16 protein-coding genes and 1 pseudogene are annotated in these 14,797 nt (G+C 56.6%); 9 read left to right on the top strand and 8 right to left on the bottom strand.

The features are described 5' to 3' along the window. Positions 1 to 125 precede the first annotated feature (125 nt). Entirely contained in the window at positions 126 to 620 is a 495-nt protein-coding gene (locus KJQ12_RS18480) for a DNA-deoxyinosine glycosylase (RefSeq protein WP_213486792.1), read from the top strand. A gap of 32 nt (positions 621 to 652) precedes the next feature. On the opposite strand, the gene KJQ12_RS18475 is transcribed toward KJQ12_RS18480, so the two are convergent. The 6 genes from KJQ12_RS18475 to KJQ12_RS18450 form a co-directional block, all read right to left on the bottom strand. Next, positions 653 to 1,096 carry a hypothetical protein gene (locus tag KJQ12_RS18475; protein WP_213486791.1) on the bottom strand — a complete coding sequence of 148 codons (444 nt, stop codon included), beginning with the start codon at positions 1,094 to 1,096 and terminating at the stop codon, positions 653 to 655. Positions 1,097 to 1,127: 31 nt separating this feature from the next. Further along, complete coding sequence (locus KJQ12_RS18470; protein WP_213486790.1) at positions 1,128 to 2,033, bottom strand: ABC transporter ATP-binding protein; 906 nt, start codon at positions 2,031 to 2,033, stop codon at positions 1,128 to 1,130. Continuing rightward, positions 2,023 to 3,051, bottom strand: coding sequence for an ABC transporter ATP-binding protein (locus KJQ12_RS18465; RefSeq protein WP_213486789.1), 1,029 nt, complete (start codon positions 3,049 to 3,051; stop codon positions 2,023 to 2,025). The genes KJQ12_RS18470 and KJQ12_RS18465 overlap by 11 nt, the downstream gene beginning before the upstream one ends. Positions 3,052 to 3,087: 36 nt before the next feature. Further along, a complete protein-coding gene (locus KJQ12_RS18460) occupies positions 3,088 to 3,927 on the bottom strand; it encodes an ABC transporter permease (RefSeq protein WP_425315990.1) in 840 nt (279 codons plus the stop codon). A 5-nt stretch (positions 3,928 to 3,932) separates the two neighbouring features. Continuing rightward, positions 3,933 to 4,883: an ABC transporter permease gene (locus KJQ12_RS18455; protein ID WP_213486787.1), complete on the bottom strand. Its 951-nt coding sequence runs from the start codon at positions 4,881 to 4,883 to the stop codon at positions 3,933 to 3,935. 93 nt (positions 4,884 to 4,976) lie between these two features. Then, positions 4,977 to 6,611 (bottom strand): ABC transporter substrate-binding protein, encoded by a 1,635-nt coding sequence (locus tag KJQ12_RS18450; RefSeq protein ID WP_213486785.1) that lies wholly within the window; start codon positions 6,609 to 6,611, stop codon positions 4,977 to 4,979. 326 nt (positions 6,612 to 6,937) lie between these two features. Between KJQ12_RS18450 and KJQ12_RS18445 the strand changes: the two genes are divergently transcribed. From KJQ12_RS18445 to KJQ12_RS19945, 5 genes are all read left to right on the top strand, one after another. After that, positions 6,938 to 7,372 carry a hypothetical protein gene (locus KJQ12_RS18445; RefSeq protein WP_213486782.1) on the top strand — a complete coding sequence of 145 codons (435 nt, stop codon included), beginning with the start codon at positions 6,938 to 6,940 and terminating at the stop codon, positions 7,370 to 7,372. An 18-nt stretch (positions 7,373 to 7,390) separates the two neighbouring features. Continuing rightward, complete coding sequence (locus tag KJQ12_RS18440; RefSeq protein WP_213486781.1) at positions 7,391 to 7,657, top strand: hypothetical protein; 267 nt, start codon at positions 7,391 to 7,393, stop codon at positions 7,655 to 7,657. Between the two features lie 424 nt (positions 7,658 to 8,081). Next, complete coding sequence (locus KJQ12_RS18435) at positions 8,082 to 10,202, top strand: methyl-accepting chemotaxis protein (RefSeq protein WP_213486777.1); 2,121 nt, start codon at positions 8,082 to 8,084, stop codon at positions 10,200 to 10,202. A gap of 197 nt (positions 10,203 to 10,399) precedes the next feature. After that, complete coding sequence (locus KJQ12_RS18430) at positions 10,400 to 10,555, top strand: hypothetical protein (protein WP_213486775.1); 156 nt, start codon at positions 10,400 to 10,402, stop codon at positions 10,553 to 10,555. Further along, positions 10,527 to 10,790, top strand: a complete 264-nt coding sequence (locus tag KJQ12_RS19945; RefSeq protein WP_425315992.1) for a DUF1801 domain-containing protein — start codon at positions 10,527 to 10,529, stop codon at positions 10,788 to 10,790. Before KJQ12_RS18430 ends, KJQ12_RS19945 begins: the two co-directional genes overlap by 29 nt. A 465-nt stretch (positions 10,791 to 11,255) precedes the next feature. Here KJQ12_RS19945 and KJQ12_RS18425 read toward each other — a convergent pair whose 3' ends face one another. Then, entirely contained in the window at positions 11,256 to 11,597 is a 342-nt protein-coding gene (locus tag KJQ12_RS18425) for a GNAT family N-acetyltransferase (protein WP_213486773.1), read from the bottom strand. Between the two features lie 97 nt (positions 11,598 to 11,694). Beyond that, positions 11,695 to 12,094: pseudogene (locus tag KJQ12_RS19940) on the bottom strand (GNAT family N-acetyltransferase). Between the two features lie 332 nt (positions 12,095 to 12,426). On the opposite strand from KJQ12_RS19940, the gene KJQ12_RS18415 reads away from it, so the two are divergent. From KJQ12_RS18415 to KJQ12_RS18405, 3 genes are all read left to right on the top strand, one after another. Beyond that, positions 12,427 to 12,750, top strand: coding sequence for an ABC transporter permease subunit (locus tag KJQ12_RS18415; protein WP_244860683.1), 324 nt, complete (start codon positions 12,427 to 12,429; stop codon positions 12,748 to 12,750). Between the two features lies 1 nt (position 12,751). Next, positions 12,752 to 13,684 (top strand): alpha/beta hydrolase, encoded by a 933-nt coding sequence (locus KJQ12_RS18410; protein ID WP_213486771.1) that lies wholly within the window; start codon positions 12,752 to 12,754, stop codon positions 13,682 to 13,684. An 85-nt stretch (positions 13,685 to 13,769) separates the two neighbouring features. Next, entirely contained in the window at positions 13,770 to 14,747 is a 978-nt protein-coding gene (locus KJQ12_RS18405; RefSeq protein ID WP_213486769.1) for a LacI family DNA-binding transcriptional regulator, read from the top strand. Positions 14,748 to 14,797 lie beyond the last annotated feature (50 nt).

The following is a 14,797-nucleotide window of genomic DNA, read 5'->3' as shown; positions in this document are numbered from 1 at the left end:
CGAGGCAGATCCACTATATTCAGTGTTTGATATTACGGGCTTTCGAAATTTAGGTTTACTTTTGTATGATTTTAGTTGAAAATATCTTTATATGGCGCAGACGATCCCAGGGGAGCTGAAGAATTATGACCACCGCCATCCACAACATGCCGCCGATTTACGATGAGAACAGCGGGATTCTCATTCTCGGCAGCTTTCCGTCGGTGAAATCGAGAGAGGCGAAGTTTTACTACGAAACTCCGCAAAACCGCTTCTGGCGCGTGGTTGCGGCCGTATTCGAACAGGACGTTCCCCGAACGGTCGAAGAAAAAAGGGCATTCCTGCTGGGGAACCGAATCGCCTTGTGGGACGTGATCGCGCGCTGCGACATCGAGGGCAGTTCGGACCAGACGATCCGGAATGCCGTCCCCAACGATCTGACGCCGATCCTGAACACCGCGGACATCCGGCAAATCTTCGTCAGCGGCAAGAAGGCGGAACACTTTTTCAACAAACTGATCGCGCCGAAAATCGGCCGGAAGGCGGTCTGCCTGCCCTCCACCTCCCCCGCCAACGCTTCGAAAAGCCTGGAGCAGCTGATCGAGGCTTGGCGCGTGATCAGGACAAGCCTAACGCCTTGACGCCTGCATGCGTTTCTGCGGACGCACCTGCGCTATCGTACGGCCGGCTCGATCCGGTACGTCGCTTTGCCGCTGTCCAGCGATTCGCCGACCTGCTGCACCTGCCATCCGTAAGCGAGAGCTTCCTCAAGCTTCGCCAGCTGCCCGTCGGTCAGAATCGCCGAGATGCCCTCAAGCCCGGGCCGACGGTCGATATGCGGCTCCCCGCCGAAGGCCAGGTACAGCCAGCAGCGGAGTCCGCCCAGCGTATTGAACTTCATCCGGTAGCCTTCGCGGACCGCTGAGGCATAAAGCTCCGGCTCCCGAACCGCGAATTCCCGCAGCTCTTCATAATCAAATGCGAACACGCTGTCATCCTTCGGCAGACCGCCGCGACCGGAAATGCCGAGCAGTTCATCGTCGGTCCAGTCGCGGCCCCGCAGCGACTCGATCAGCAGCGCATGCTGCTGGGAAATCTTCACCCTTGCCTGACTCATGCCTCGTCCCCTCCTGGATAATCAACCCCGCTCAACTCAGGGCGACGAAGTGCCCGGGGCTCACTTCCCGGAGCTCCGCCGGTTCGCCCGTCCAATCATGCGGCTCGTAGCGAATCCGCCGGATCTCCGCCCGCGGATCCGGCACCGGTATGGCCGAGAGCAGCGCCTGCGTGTAGGGATGGAGCGGATTGTCGTACAGCTCGTCGCTGTCCGCCACTTCGACCAGGCGGCCGCGGTACATGACGCCGATCCGGTCCGAGATATGCCGCACCATCGCCAGGTCATGCGCAATGAACAGGTAGGTGAGTCCGAACTCGTCCTGCAAATCTTCCAGCATGTTCACGACCTGCGCCTGCACCGACACGTCGAGCGCGGAGATCGGCTCATCGCAGATGACGAACTCCGGCCGCACCGACAGGGCGCGGGCGATCGAGATGCGCTGGCGCTGGCCGCCGCTGAACTCGTGCGGATAGCGATATAAATGGTCGCGCTTCAGGCCGACCTTCTCGAGCAAACCCGCGATGACCTCCGCCCGCTCCTCCTTGCCGGGATAGAGGCCGTGAATGTTCATCGGCTCGCCGATCAGCTCCAGCACGTTCATGCCCGGATTGAGCGACGAATACGGATCCTGGAAGATCGACTGGATCCGCCGGCGGAACGGTTTCAGCTGCTTGTCGCCGAGCCGCGACAGATCCTGCCCGTCGAAACGGACCTCCCCGTCCGTGTAATCGTACAGCCGCAGAATGCAGCGCCCGACCGTCGATTTGCCGCTGCCCGACTCGCCGACGAGCCCGAACGTCTCGCCCTTCCGGATGTGGAAGCTGACGCCGTCGACCGCGCGCAGCACACTCGTCGGCCGGCCCCAGATGTCGCGGCCCTTCACGAAATGCTTCTTGAGGCCCCGCACTTCCACCAGCGGTCTCGCTTCATCCGCCATTTCCCTCGCCTCCTTCCGTCCCGGAACCCGCGTGATCGTCCGATTGCGCGTCCGTGTCGTTCAGCCAGCACATCGCCCGATGCCCCTCTCCAACTTCAACCATCGGCGGCATCGTCCCGCACTTTGCCATCGCGTGCGGGCACCGGTCGCGGAACGGGCAGCCCTTCGGCGCGCTCCTCAGATCCGGCGGCGACCCCTCGATCGGAGACAGCCGCTCCCGCGAGCTTCCGCCCCGCTTCGGCAGCGAACGGAGAAGCCCTTGCGTGTAGGGATGCTTCGGCCGGTAGAAAATCTCTTCCACCGGTCCTTCCTCCATGACCATCCCGCCGTACATGACGATGACGCGGGAGCACACCTGCGCCACGACGCCCAGATCGTGCGTGATGAGCGCGATCGCCGCGCTCGTCTTCGCCTTCAGTTCCTTCAGCAGATCGAGAATCTGCGCCTGAATCGTCACGTCGAGCGCGGTCGTCGGCTCGTCGGCGATGAGCAGCTCCGGCCGGCAGGACAAGGCCATCGCGATCATGACGCGCTGCCGCATCCCGCCGCTCAGCTCATGCGGATATTGCCGCACGCGCAGCTCCGGCTCCGGAATGCCGACCAGCCGCAGCATTTCGACCGCTTCCGCAAGCGCCTCCCTGCGGCCCAATCCGCGGTGACGCCGGATCACTTCCGTCAGATGGTCCCCGACCCGCTTCACCGGGTTGAGCGACGTCATCGGGTCCTGGAATACCATGGCGATGCGGTTGCCCCGGATCGTGCGCCATTTGCGCTCGGGGATGCCGCGCAGGCTCTCGCCCGCGAAGCGGATGTCGCCATGGGTGATCTCTCCGGGGGGCGCAATGAGCGACAGGATCGCCTTCGCCGTCACGCTTTTGCCGCTGCCCGACTCGCCGACAATGCCCACTGTTTCGCCATGGTCGATATGCAGGCTGACGCCCCGGACCGCCTGAACCTCTCCTTCCCGGGTATGGAAGGATACATGAAGATTCTCCACTTCAAGCAACCGGTTCTTCATGCTCGTTCTCTCCTCTCGTGAGCGCGGGAAAAGGTGTCATCTCCGGCCCAGCTTCGGCTCGAGCGCCACGCGCAGCAGGTCCCCGAGAATGTTGAAGCTGAGCACCGTCAGCAGAATGAGCGCTCCCGGGAAGATCGCCATGTACGGCGCCTGCGTCAGAAACCCTTGAGCCCCGTTCAGCATGCTCCCCCATGTCGCGTTCGGCGGCTGCACGCCGAAGCCGAGGAAGCTGAGCGACGATTCCATCATGATCGACGACGCCACATTGTTCGTCGCGCCGACGATGATGACCGGCACCAGCCCCGGAAGGACATGGCGGAAGATAATCCCGGCGCTGCCCAATCCCGATGCCTTCGCATACAGGACGTACTCGCGCTCCCGAATGGCCATCGTCTCGGCGCGCACGATGCGGGCCATGTGCATCCACATGAGCGAGCCGATGATGATCACAATGCTGCCGAGATTCGGCTTCAGCAAGACGGACAGCAGCAGGATGACGAGAAATGACGGAATGGACAAAATGATTTCGAGCAGCCGCATCAGCAGGTTGTCGAGCCACCCGCCGAAATAGCCGCTCACCACGCCGACCGTGACGCCGATGAGCGTCGCGAGGACCATCGACGCGAAGCCGACCATCAGCGACACGCGGCCGCCGTACAGCACGCGCGTGAAAATATCGCGCCCGTAGTCGTCAGTTCCGAACCAGTGCTCGGCGTTCGGCGCCTGCAGCCGGCGCGTGACATCCAGTTGGTTCGGATCATGCGGAGACAGAAAAGCCAGAATGGCGCCGATGATCAGCAAGGACAGGATGGCAATCGAGGCGATCCCCATTTTGCTGGAGACAAGTTCCCGGATGACGATCCTAAAGCGAGTCATGGCGATCACCTCGATGATTTGATCCGCGGATCGGCAAAACCGTACAGCACGTCAGCCAGCAGATTCCCGATGATCAGGAGCAGCGCGGAGAACAGCGTAATGCCCATGATGATCGGATAATCCATACCCCTGACCGCCGTCATGCCCAGCGAACCGATGCCCGGCCAGGAGAATACGGTTTCCGTCACGATCGCGCCCGTCACCAGTTCCGCCAGCGACATGCCGAGCAGCGTGATGATCGGCAGCAGGACGTGCTTCAGGACGTGCCGGAACAGCACGATCCATCGGCTGGAGCCGTAGGCGTACTGGATTTGCACGTAATCCTCCCTCAGCTGGCCGATCGTGCTGGAACGGACATACCGGACATAGGACGACAGGAAGCTGAAGGCCAGAACGGAAACCGGCAGGATGCCGTGCTTGATCACGTCCGCCGCGCTGTTCACACCGACCGTGCGCATGCCCATGCTTGGCAGCCAGTGCAGCTTGATCGCGAACAGGTAAATGAGCAGAATGGCGAGCCAGAACAACGGAACGGAAATGCCGATGTACGATAGGAATGTGATGAGTTTGTCCACCCACTTGTTGTGGAACGCGCCGGCGATCAGACCGAGCGGAATCGCAAGGATGACAGCCAGCAGGATGGCGCAGCCCATGAGGCCGGCCGTCGCCGGCAGCCGCTCGAGAATGAGCGCGGCCACCGGCTGGTGATTGACCAGCGAGTAGCCGAGGTTGCCCTTGAGCAGTTCTTTCAGCCACAGGCCGTACTGAACGTATGCCGGCTTGTCCAGACCGAGATTGGCCCGTACGCGCTCGATGTCTTCCGCGTGCATGTTCGGCGTCACGAACGACAGTACCGGGTCGCCCGGCGCCGCCTTGATGAGCGCAAAGCAGACGATGGAGACGAAGAACAACAAAGGGATCGTCTGAATCAAACGTTTGGCGATAAGTTGTCTCATATGGCAGTCTCCCAGCCTGTAACGGCAAAAAAGCTGGTTAAACCAGCTCTTTTGCCTTCCTTATGGTTTGGTTCGCAGCCTTACGCCTTGTGCTTATTTCAGGTACAGCTTCGAAGGATCTTCGAAAATGACAACCGGCTTCAGCACGGCTTCCTCAATGCCGCCGAAACGTTTGTCAACCGCGACGATCGTCTTCGTGTAAGCGACCGGATAGATGACCGCGTCTTCCGCGATGATCTCCTGCAGCTCCCGGTAGATCGCGCCCCGCTTCTCGGGATCCGGTTCGCTCGCGCCTTGATCGAACAGCTCGTCGACCTTCGGGTTGTTGTAGTGCGAGTAGTTCGAATCGGCGTCCGATTGGTACAGAATCCGGTAAGCGTCCGGGTCGTAGCCCATGATGTAGCCGGAGTACGCCAGATCGAAGTCGGTCGCGGAAGCGTCGGCGAACTTCTGGCTGAACGCGGAAGCGTCAAGCGACTGGATTTCGACCGTGATGCCGACGTCTTTCAGTTTCTGTTGAACATAGAGCGACGCGGCTTCCATGGCTTTGTTGCCGCTGGAGATGATGAACTTCAGGTTCAGGTTGTTTGCGCCGGCGGCGGCCAGCAGTTCCTTCGCTTTTTCCACGTCGTTGTCGTAGGTCGTGACGTCGTTCGTCCAGAACAGCCCGTCGGGCGTAACGAAAGATTTCGCCGGATCCGCGTATTCGCCGGACGAATAGATGGTTTGAATCATCTCTTCACGATTCAACGCGTAGGAGATCGCCTGACGCACTTCCTTCTTCGCGAGCATGCCGTTCGCGCTGTTCTCGTTGAAGAGCAGGTAGGCGAGCCGGCCTTCGCTGTACGGCAGAATCTCGAAATTGCCGTTTGCCTCGATCGTCGGCACGTCCTGCGGGTTAATGTAGTTCACGTTCAGTTCGCCGTTTTGCAGCGCGAGGAGCGCCGCGTTCGAATCTTTCGCGATGCGGTACGTGATCGAATCGAGATGCGGCTTGCCGAGCACATAGTCATCGAACCGTTCCAGCGTCAGATATTCGCCGGGCTTGTACTCTTTGAATTTGAACGGACCGGAGCCGACGACGTTGTACAGGTTCTTCTCGCTCTGCTCGATATTCGCCTCGTTCTCGAAGACGTGCTTCGGAATCGGCGTCAGCTGCACGAGCGTCGCTTCGAAGGCCGGGTTGACTTGCGGCAGCTTGAAGTCCACCGTCCGGTCGTCCACCTTGACCGCCTTGATCGGCTCGCCGCCGAGGATCAGGTTCGAGCGGAACAGGCTGTTCTGCTTCTCGTCGAGGATCGTGTCGAACGTGAACACGACATCGTCCGCCGTCAGCGGCTGGCCGTCATGCCACTGGAGTCCTTCCTTCAGCTTCAGCGTGTAGGTCAGGCCGTCTTCGGACGGGGTCAGGCTCTCCGCCAGATAGAACGTCTTCTCCCCGTTGTTCACCTGGAACAGCGGCGCGAACAGCGCCTGGTCGATCGTGAGGCTGACACGGTCGCCCGCATAGATCGGGTTGAGCACCAGCGGGTCGGAGCCCACGCCGAAGATGAGGCTGCCGCCGTCCTTGATCTCCCCGGAAACTTCGGATCCGGAAGAGGAGGATTCGTTCGTGGAACCGGCATTATTTCCGTTATTTCCTCCGTTATTCCCGTTGTTGCCCGAGCAAGCCGCGATGACGAGCGCGAGCAATACGAAGATCAGTGCAGTCGATCGAATTCTGGTCATGCTGTTACCTCCTGTGGTCCGATACCTTCAAAAATTAATGTTTATATAATATATCGGATTAAACGGGATTACAAGTTAACATTTGGTGAACTTCATCCATATACTTCCATCTGCTAAAAAATTTCAGAACAGGCAAAGCAGCAGCTCTGGACGAAATCAGGAACCTGTCCCGGCTGCTGCTTCTTATTTGTCTGATTGCGGCGGCACTTCCAGACGAAACATGCGGAATGGTTTTGAATCAATCTCTTGCTTTTTATATTATGATTAGTTAAAGATTTCTTATCAACCCCGTATCCCGGAGCGATCGCAAAATGGATAACGTCAAGATGGAAACTGTATATTGGATGGCCGGATTGGTCGTATTCTTGACGGGCATAGCGCTGCACACCTGGTTGACGAAGCGAAAAGTCACAGGCCAACTTCGGGAGAAGTACGGCAAACCGGTATGTTCCGAACTCGTGAATTACTACGGGCATCAATCGCGCAAAGGTTTCGAATGGCGCGGATTGGCGCTGCTGTGGCTTACCCCTTCGGAGATCGTCCTGGTCCGGCTTGTCCCGCGCAAGCAGATTGTCATACCGGTGAAGTCCATCGTAAATGTGCACTCAAAGTATCATTTCACCGGAAAACTCTCCATCCGCCCGCTGCTGTGCGTCCAATACATCAGAGATGACGGCAAGCGCGATGTGATGGGCTGCAGGGTTTGGGACTTCGACCAATGGGCGCGGCAAATCCGGAAGCTGCGCCGAGCCTGGTCATGAACAAGGAGGGATAAGCTCATGGTAAACAAGAAATTTTTTGCGGGCCTCATCATTGCGATTGCGGCATGTTCGATACTGGTCCTCATCGTCGCAACCGCTCTGGCAGTGAAAAAGAATAACCCCCATTTGCTTCGTCAGTTCCAACGATTCTCGCTGATCGTGGACAATCAGTCGGATTATGATCTTGTTTCAGTGGAAATCGGCGTTATGCATAGTGATGCCAATGGGAACGCGGTCAAGAGCGGCGCAAAATATTGGCATCCCGAAGTCATTCAAAGCGGGTAAGAGACGGTGATCAAGCCGCAATTAACGGTTCACCGGGAGGGCGGCATCTATCTGAAGTTCACGGATTCAGGCGGTAAAGAGGTGAACAAAACGGTATGTTCCTATACGGAAAGTGCTTCCGGTTACTCGATCGTCACGATTATGAACGATCAAATTAAAGTGGAAGAAAAATGCCGTTAGATCGCAAAGAGGCTGTCTGATAAGGACAGTCTTTTTCTTATTATATAAATTTTAATATATTTGCAGGTAAACATGTATTCATGTCGAATTTAAAATTCAATTCGTTTCTTTTTGGTGTTTTTTGTTATTTTGTCAACGAAAGGAGGCGTTAAGTTTTCGCTGATTCATAGCATTGTCCGTTGTCGAGCGCCCTCGCCCTTTTTCCATCAACAGGAATCTACTCAACACATGGGGTGACGAATGCATGTTGAACCAATTGCTGCGTCCATTTACCGCAATGATCGCAAGACTGAAGTACGGGCAAAAATTTGTGCTGATCAGTTTGCTGTTCATGATTCCGGTGTTGATCGTTCTCTATCAATGGTTCTCGACACAGCAAGTTGAAATCAAGCGCATCAAAAGCGAACAAACCGGCGTAAGTCAAGTCAAAGCCCTGATGCCGTTCATGCTGCAAGTGCAGCAGCACCGCGGACTCGTGAACGGATATTTGAACGGGAATCTTGAAGCCGGGTCCGCCATTGAGGCCAAGCAGCAAGAAATTGCGAGCCTGATCGAACAGATCGATGGCGATTTCCGGAAAGAAGAAATGCCTGAGTCCTACGAGAAATGGAACTCCGTCAAGACAGCCTGGAATGATATCCTTCGTTCCTATGAAACGTTGACGGCCCCGGACAGCTTCGCCCGGCATTCCGATCTGGTTCAGCAGGTGGAAGAACTGATCATACACGGCGCGGATGAAACCGGACTGACGCTGGACAGCGAGATCCAATCTTACTACACGATGAAACTGATCACCCAGGAATTGCCCGCCTTGATCGAAGGCACCGCGGTCATTCGCGGGCGCGGCAACGGTGTTCTGGCAGCGGGAACCCTGACGGATGACATCAAGCTGGAATTGCTCCTGGAAGCCGCCCAAAGCGACAAAGCGCTGATCAATCTGATGCAGTCGCTATCCCGAATTGCGGAATTGAACCGCTCCGAGGACGGGGAGCTGCTTCAGAAAGGCGAGCAGGCAGCCGGAAACATCCGGAACTACCTCGGCGTGCTTGATCAGGAGATTATACATAAACAAGCGATGAGCATGAATCCCGACGCATTCTTCGCCCAGGGCACGGATGCGATCGCTTCGGCAAGCGAGGTCTTCCAGCTTGCCGTCACCTTGCTGGAACAGACATTGCAGGAGCGGATCAGCGACAAGGAGTCTGCGCGCAACACGACGATCCTGATCACGGCCGCAGTCTTGCTGTTGGTCGCTCTCTTCTATACCGCATTCTACAGAAATGTCGCGGAGACGGTGAACGCCTTGAAACAGCGGGCCGAAGCCATGGCCAGGGGCGACTTCTCCCGGGATCTCGTGCTGAATACGAAGGATGAGTTGCAGGTCGTGGGCGTGGCGTTCAATGAAATGCAGCAATCGCTGAACCGCCTGCTGAGCGGCAATCAGAAAATGGCGGCCGTCGCTTTCGAATCTTCCCGGCAACTGACCGACATTTCGCACGAATCCACGGCGGCGATGCAGCAAGTGGCCGTCTCCCTGCAGCAAGTGTCCGAAGGCACCTCGGTGCAAAAACGGACGACCGCCGAGATGGAAACGACCATGAACGAAATGTCGGCCGGTGTTCAGCGCATCGCGGAAGCGGCGTCCGAAGTCGCCGATCTGGCAATGCGAGCCAATGAACAGGCGGAACTCGGCAACAGGCAGCTTGCGCAAACCGTGGACCAGATGGCCAATATCAGGAAAACGCAGGCGGAATCTTCCCGGATCGTCGCGAAACTCGACGAATATTCGGCACACATCGGCGGCATTATCGATACCGTCAAGGAAGTGGCGGAACAGACGAAATTGCTGGCCCTGAACGCGAACATTGAAGCCGCGCGCGCGGGCGAGCACGGCCGCGGGTTCATCGTCGTCGCGCAGGAGGTGGGGAAACTCGCCAGGGAGACGTCGCAGCACGGGGAAGCCATTTCGAATCTGCTCCATGTCATTCGGTCGCTGATCGGAGATGCCGTGACCGCCATGGATTCCATGCAGACCGAGACGAACCGGGGCGTGGAAATGATCGAGCGCTCGCAAGTTGCGCTGAATCAGATTCTTGACAATATCCGGCAGGTCAGCGAGCAGATTCAGGAAGTGTCCGCAACCTCGGAAGAAATGTCGGCCGAAATGGAGGAAGTCGCCTCTTCCATCGCGGAGATTTCCCACATCTCTCACAAGACTTCGAATGAAACGGACGTGATCGCCGCCTCTGCGGAAGAGCAGTTGGCTTCCATGGAGCAAATCGAAAGTGCGGCCACGGAACTGCAGCATATGTCCCGGCAATTGAAAGATGAACTGAGCAAATTCGTGTTGCGGGATCTGAATTGACGGACCCATGGCGCAATGGAAAGCACAGATTTCCGTCGCGAACGGAGATCTGTGCTTTTGTATAATTTTCAATTTTTCACTATGGGGGAGCAGGAAGTCACGCGAAAGAATTGCCGAATGTGTTTGCTTAATGCACCAATTTCATGTATTCTGGGAATATTTCTGCGGAATGGAAAAACGAAAGGAGCAGCGCGCGGATGGGTCGCGGATTGAATCAAGAAGTGACGGCGTTTCTAGACGGGATCGATCACCCTATGCGAGCCGAGATTGACCGTCTGCGAAGCATCATGATGAGCGCCGGCGCGGGGCTTTCAGAGGGAATTAATATGGAACGGGCCGAACTACAGCATTGATGATAAGGATCGCATTACGCTCAAGATTCATCCTCCCAAGCAGATCCAGATCATTTTTCACCGGGGAGCCAAAGTCAAGGAGCAGCCGAAAGCGCGGTTGCTGAAGGAAGATTACAAGTTCCTCCAATGGAAAGAAAACGACCGTGCGGTTGCGACATTCAAAAACCTTGACGAGATTGAACGGCACAGCAGCTTGATCAAAGAAGCCGTGGCGAGGTGGGTTGAGGTTACATAACACTTCGACTCGAATTCGAGTGCCTCTGTAACGCGGTATCCACGTTATAGCCGCTTTAGCCCGGCTCTGCGCACCTCTGTAACGCGGTATCCACGTTACAGCCGCTTTAGTCTGGCTCCGTGCACCTCTGTAACGCGGTATCCACGTTACAGCCGCTTTAGCCTGGCTCCGTGCACCTCTGTAACGCGGCATCCACGTTACAGCCACTCTATCCCGGCTTTGTGCACCTCTGTAACGCGGTATCCACGTTACAGCCGCTTTAGCCTGGCTCTGCGCACCTCTGTAACGCGGCATCCACGTTATAGCCGCTTTAGCCCGGCTCTGCGCACCTCTGTAACGCGGTATTCACGCTACAGCCGCTTTAGCCTGGCTCCGTGCACCTCTGTAACGCGGTATCCACGTTATAGCCGCTCTTCCATTGCCTTTGTTTAACTATTTATGGGATGTATTATCCTGTCAGCCAATCTATAGTTTTTTCCAAAACCGCAATCCCGTGACGGAGAACCCCATATGCCGGTAGAACCGATGCGCTGCCTCGCGTTCGGGTCGGTTGCCGCTGGTGAGCACGATGGCCGCGGCTCTTTTTTCTCTTGCCCAGTTTTCCGCATGGCGGATCAGTTCTTTGCCCGCCCCCCTGCCCCTGAACGACGCTTTCACGACGAGCGCCGTAATCTGGACAACATGCCCATCGTGTTCATAGCCGAAAGCCAGACGCAGGCCGATCATGCCCGCCACCTGGCCTTCGCATTCCGCTACCAGCGTCGCATAATCCGGATGGGAGCTGATCGCCTCCATCCTTTTCCGCATTTGCCCGCTTGAAGTTGGGTAGCCCAAATCCCCCACCAATTCGACAACGGCTTCCAGGTCATCACATGAATACGCTCGAACGACAATCATGCTTTAATCACGGCCTTTCCGCTTGCGTCTTCCGGGCTTGCGGTACCCTTTTCATTAGCTGTTCGCCGTCCCTTTCAAATCCGAATCGCTCGTATAATCCGTGCGCATCCCTTGTCCCCAAAACCCCAGTCATTCATTCAAACTCCGGAGCGTTGGTGATGGTCTCGATCAGCTTCTTTCCGATCCCTTGTCCCCGATACGCTTCCAGCACAAAAACATCGCACACATAATACATCGTCGGCCCGTCCGTCACCACTCTTGCGAAACCGATCATGCTGTCCCGGTCGCAGACGCCATAGCATATCGAGTTTTCGAATTCTCTCGGGAGAACGCCGATTTGCCCAATAACTGCCGGCCAGTAAATCCATTACCGTCTGAACGTCAATTCTCGACTTGTCGTCGCTAATCTAACAGTTCAGTGTATGATTTCCATCCACATTTTTATTGTCGCACTCCCGATTCCCCGTGTCCACTGCCGATCAGGCGCATCCGGCAGACGAAAGCGCCCGGAAGGCCGCGCCAATGCGGATTTCCGCGTTCCTTTATTTTCCTTCGTTCCCCGTTCTTCCCCGCCATCCATTTCATAAACCGACAAATCACGCCAAAAAATTTGTATGTCAACTGGTTGACATTCGTGTGCCAACCGGTTATCATATGAGTGTGAATGAATGCGCATTCACTAAATCAAGCAGGGGGATGATCTTTTGAAGTCGATCAGATCCATTACTTTCCTGGCCCTGTGCACGATTTTGCTGGCCGGCCTGTTTGGGCACTCAGGACGTTCTTCCAGATCGACTTCCCCCTGCTCAAGCCGGTCGTCGTCACGCTGGCCGTGCTCGATGTGTTTTGGATCTGGAACGACTATCTGCTGCTGATCATCGTCCTGCTGTCGCCGGCAAACCAGACTTTGCCGCTGTCCACGTGCGCGTTCTTCTCTTCCTACTCTATCGATTGCGGCCCTTTGATGGCCGGGCTGGTCATGACGATCATTCCGGTTCTGATTCTCTATCTTGTCCTGCAGGATTACGTCATCAAAGGAATTTCGGAAGGGGCTCTGAAGTAAAATGAATTTCATTCGCCGGGTTCATCCCGAACTGCGAAGCGCCTTGCAGCATATGACTCCGTTTGTGCTGCCCGGGGATTTGGAGAGCGCAAGACAGATTCCGCAGCCTCCGCGCAACCCGTCGGATCGGGTCACGATTCAAGATCGGATGATCCCCGGAGCGGACGGCCGTGACATGCTGCTCCGCGTTTACGAGCCGACAGACCGGGACAGCAAAGCCGCGCCGGCCTTGCTCTGGATTCACGGCGGCGGATTTGTGATGGGACACCCCGGATATGACGACAATCTGTGCCTGGCCTTTGCCGAGGCGGCGGGATGCGTCGTTTTTTCACCGGATTACCGTCTGGCGCCCGAGCACCCCTTTCCCGCCGGACTGGAAGACTGTTATGCGGCGCTGGTCTGGATCAATCGGTCGGCGGCATCGCTCGGAATCGACCCGACCCGGGTGGCCGTCGCGGGGGCAAGCGCTGGCGGAGGTCTCACGGCGGCCCTTGCCCTGCTGGCGCGTGACAGGGGCGGTCCGTCCATCTGCTTCCAGATGCCGCTTTATCCGATGATCGACGACCGCAACATTACGCCGTCCAGCCGCGAGCTCATGCATCCCGCGGTATGGAACGAGTACAACAACGTCGCGGCGTGGGAAATGTACCTGAACGGACAGACGGAAGATGTCTCGCCCTATGCCGCCCCGATCCGGGCAACGGACTTATCCGGACTTCCGCCAACCTACACCTGTGTCGGCCAGCTGGATCCGTTCCGCGATGAAACCATCGAGTATGTCGCGCGTCTGGCACAAGCCGGCGTGGATGTCGAGTTTCATCTTTATCCCGGCGGATACCATGCCTTTGAGGTCGCGGTCCCCGAGGCCGAAGTCAGCATACGGGCGAGAAACGAGTACATCCAAGCCCTGGCAAGGGCGCTGCGACGGCGTTGAACCAGCGCCACTTCCGGACGTCCAGTCAAAAAAGATGGTATAATAACTAGAGTTGCATGTATTACATGGTTCCGGAGGAAACGGTATGGCTACAATCAAAGATGTTGCGGAGAAAGTCGGCGTTTCGGTGACAACGGTATCCCGGGTGCTCAACAACCGGGGGTATCTGAGCGAAGACTTGAAGCGGCGGGTCCACGAGGCGATGAAAGAGCTGAACTATCAGCCGAATGAACTTGCGCGGTCGTTGTTCCGCAAGAAAAGCAATATCATCGGACTTATCATTCCGGATATCTCCCATCCGTTCTTTGGCGAATTTGCAAAACACGTGGAGGAGCAAGCCTACAAGAACCGTTACAAGATCTTGCTGTGCAACTCCCAGCTCGACAACAAGAAAGAGCTTGACTATATCAGCATGCTGAAGGCGAGCCAGGTGGACGGCATCATCATGGGCAGCCATACCCTCGACACCGAGGAATTCACCTCGATCAACCTGCCGCTCGTCACGCTGGACCGCCAGCTGTCGGATTCGATTCCGTATGTCTCGGCCGATCACTACAAAGGCGGCGTACTGGCCACCAAGCTGCTGATCCGCAAGGGCTGCCGGAAAATCGCCCACATCAGCGGCAATCTGAAGCTGCACCTGCTGGCCAAAACCCGATACGACGGATTTATGGACACCATAAAGAAAGCCGGCATCCCGCACGTCGTCGTCGAAACCGACCTGAACGGATTCAAATACCATGAATATGAACAAATTGTCGCCGATCTGTTCCGCGATCACCCGGATGTCGACGGCGTCTTCGCCAGCAGCGATGTCATCGCCGCACAGGTGTTGAAAGAATGCCGGCGGCTCGGCAAGAAGGTGCCGGACGATGTGAAGGTGATCGGATTCGACGGCATCAAGCTCGGCGAATTCATTACGCCCGAACTGTCCACCATTCAACAGCCGATCAAAGAAATCGCCAAGACATCCGTCAAACTGTTGATCGATCAGATCAATGGCAAAGAAGTGCAGAGGGAAAACATTCTGCCCGTCAAATTGTTGGAGAAGGAAACCACATGACAAAATTTTACTTTTTTCTCTTTTATTTATGAACATATGATTATTGTTTT

Origin of the sequence: Thermobacillus xylanilyticus, from assembly GCF_907165215.1 — a bacterium.
Classification (GTDB): Bacteria; Bacillota; Bacilli; order Paenibacillales; family Paenibacillaceae; genus Thermobacillus; species Thermobacillus xylanilyticus.
This window is presented reverse-complemented; position numbering and strand designations above follow the sequence as displayed.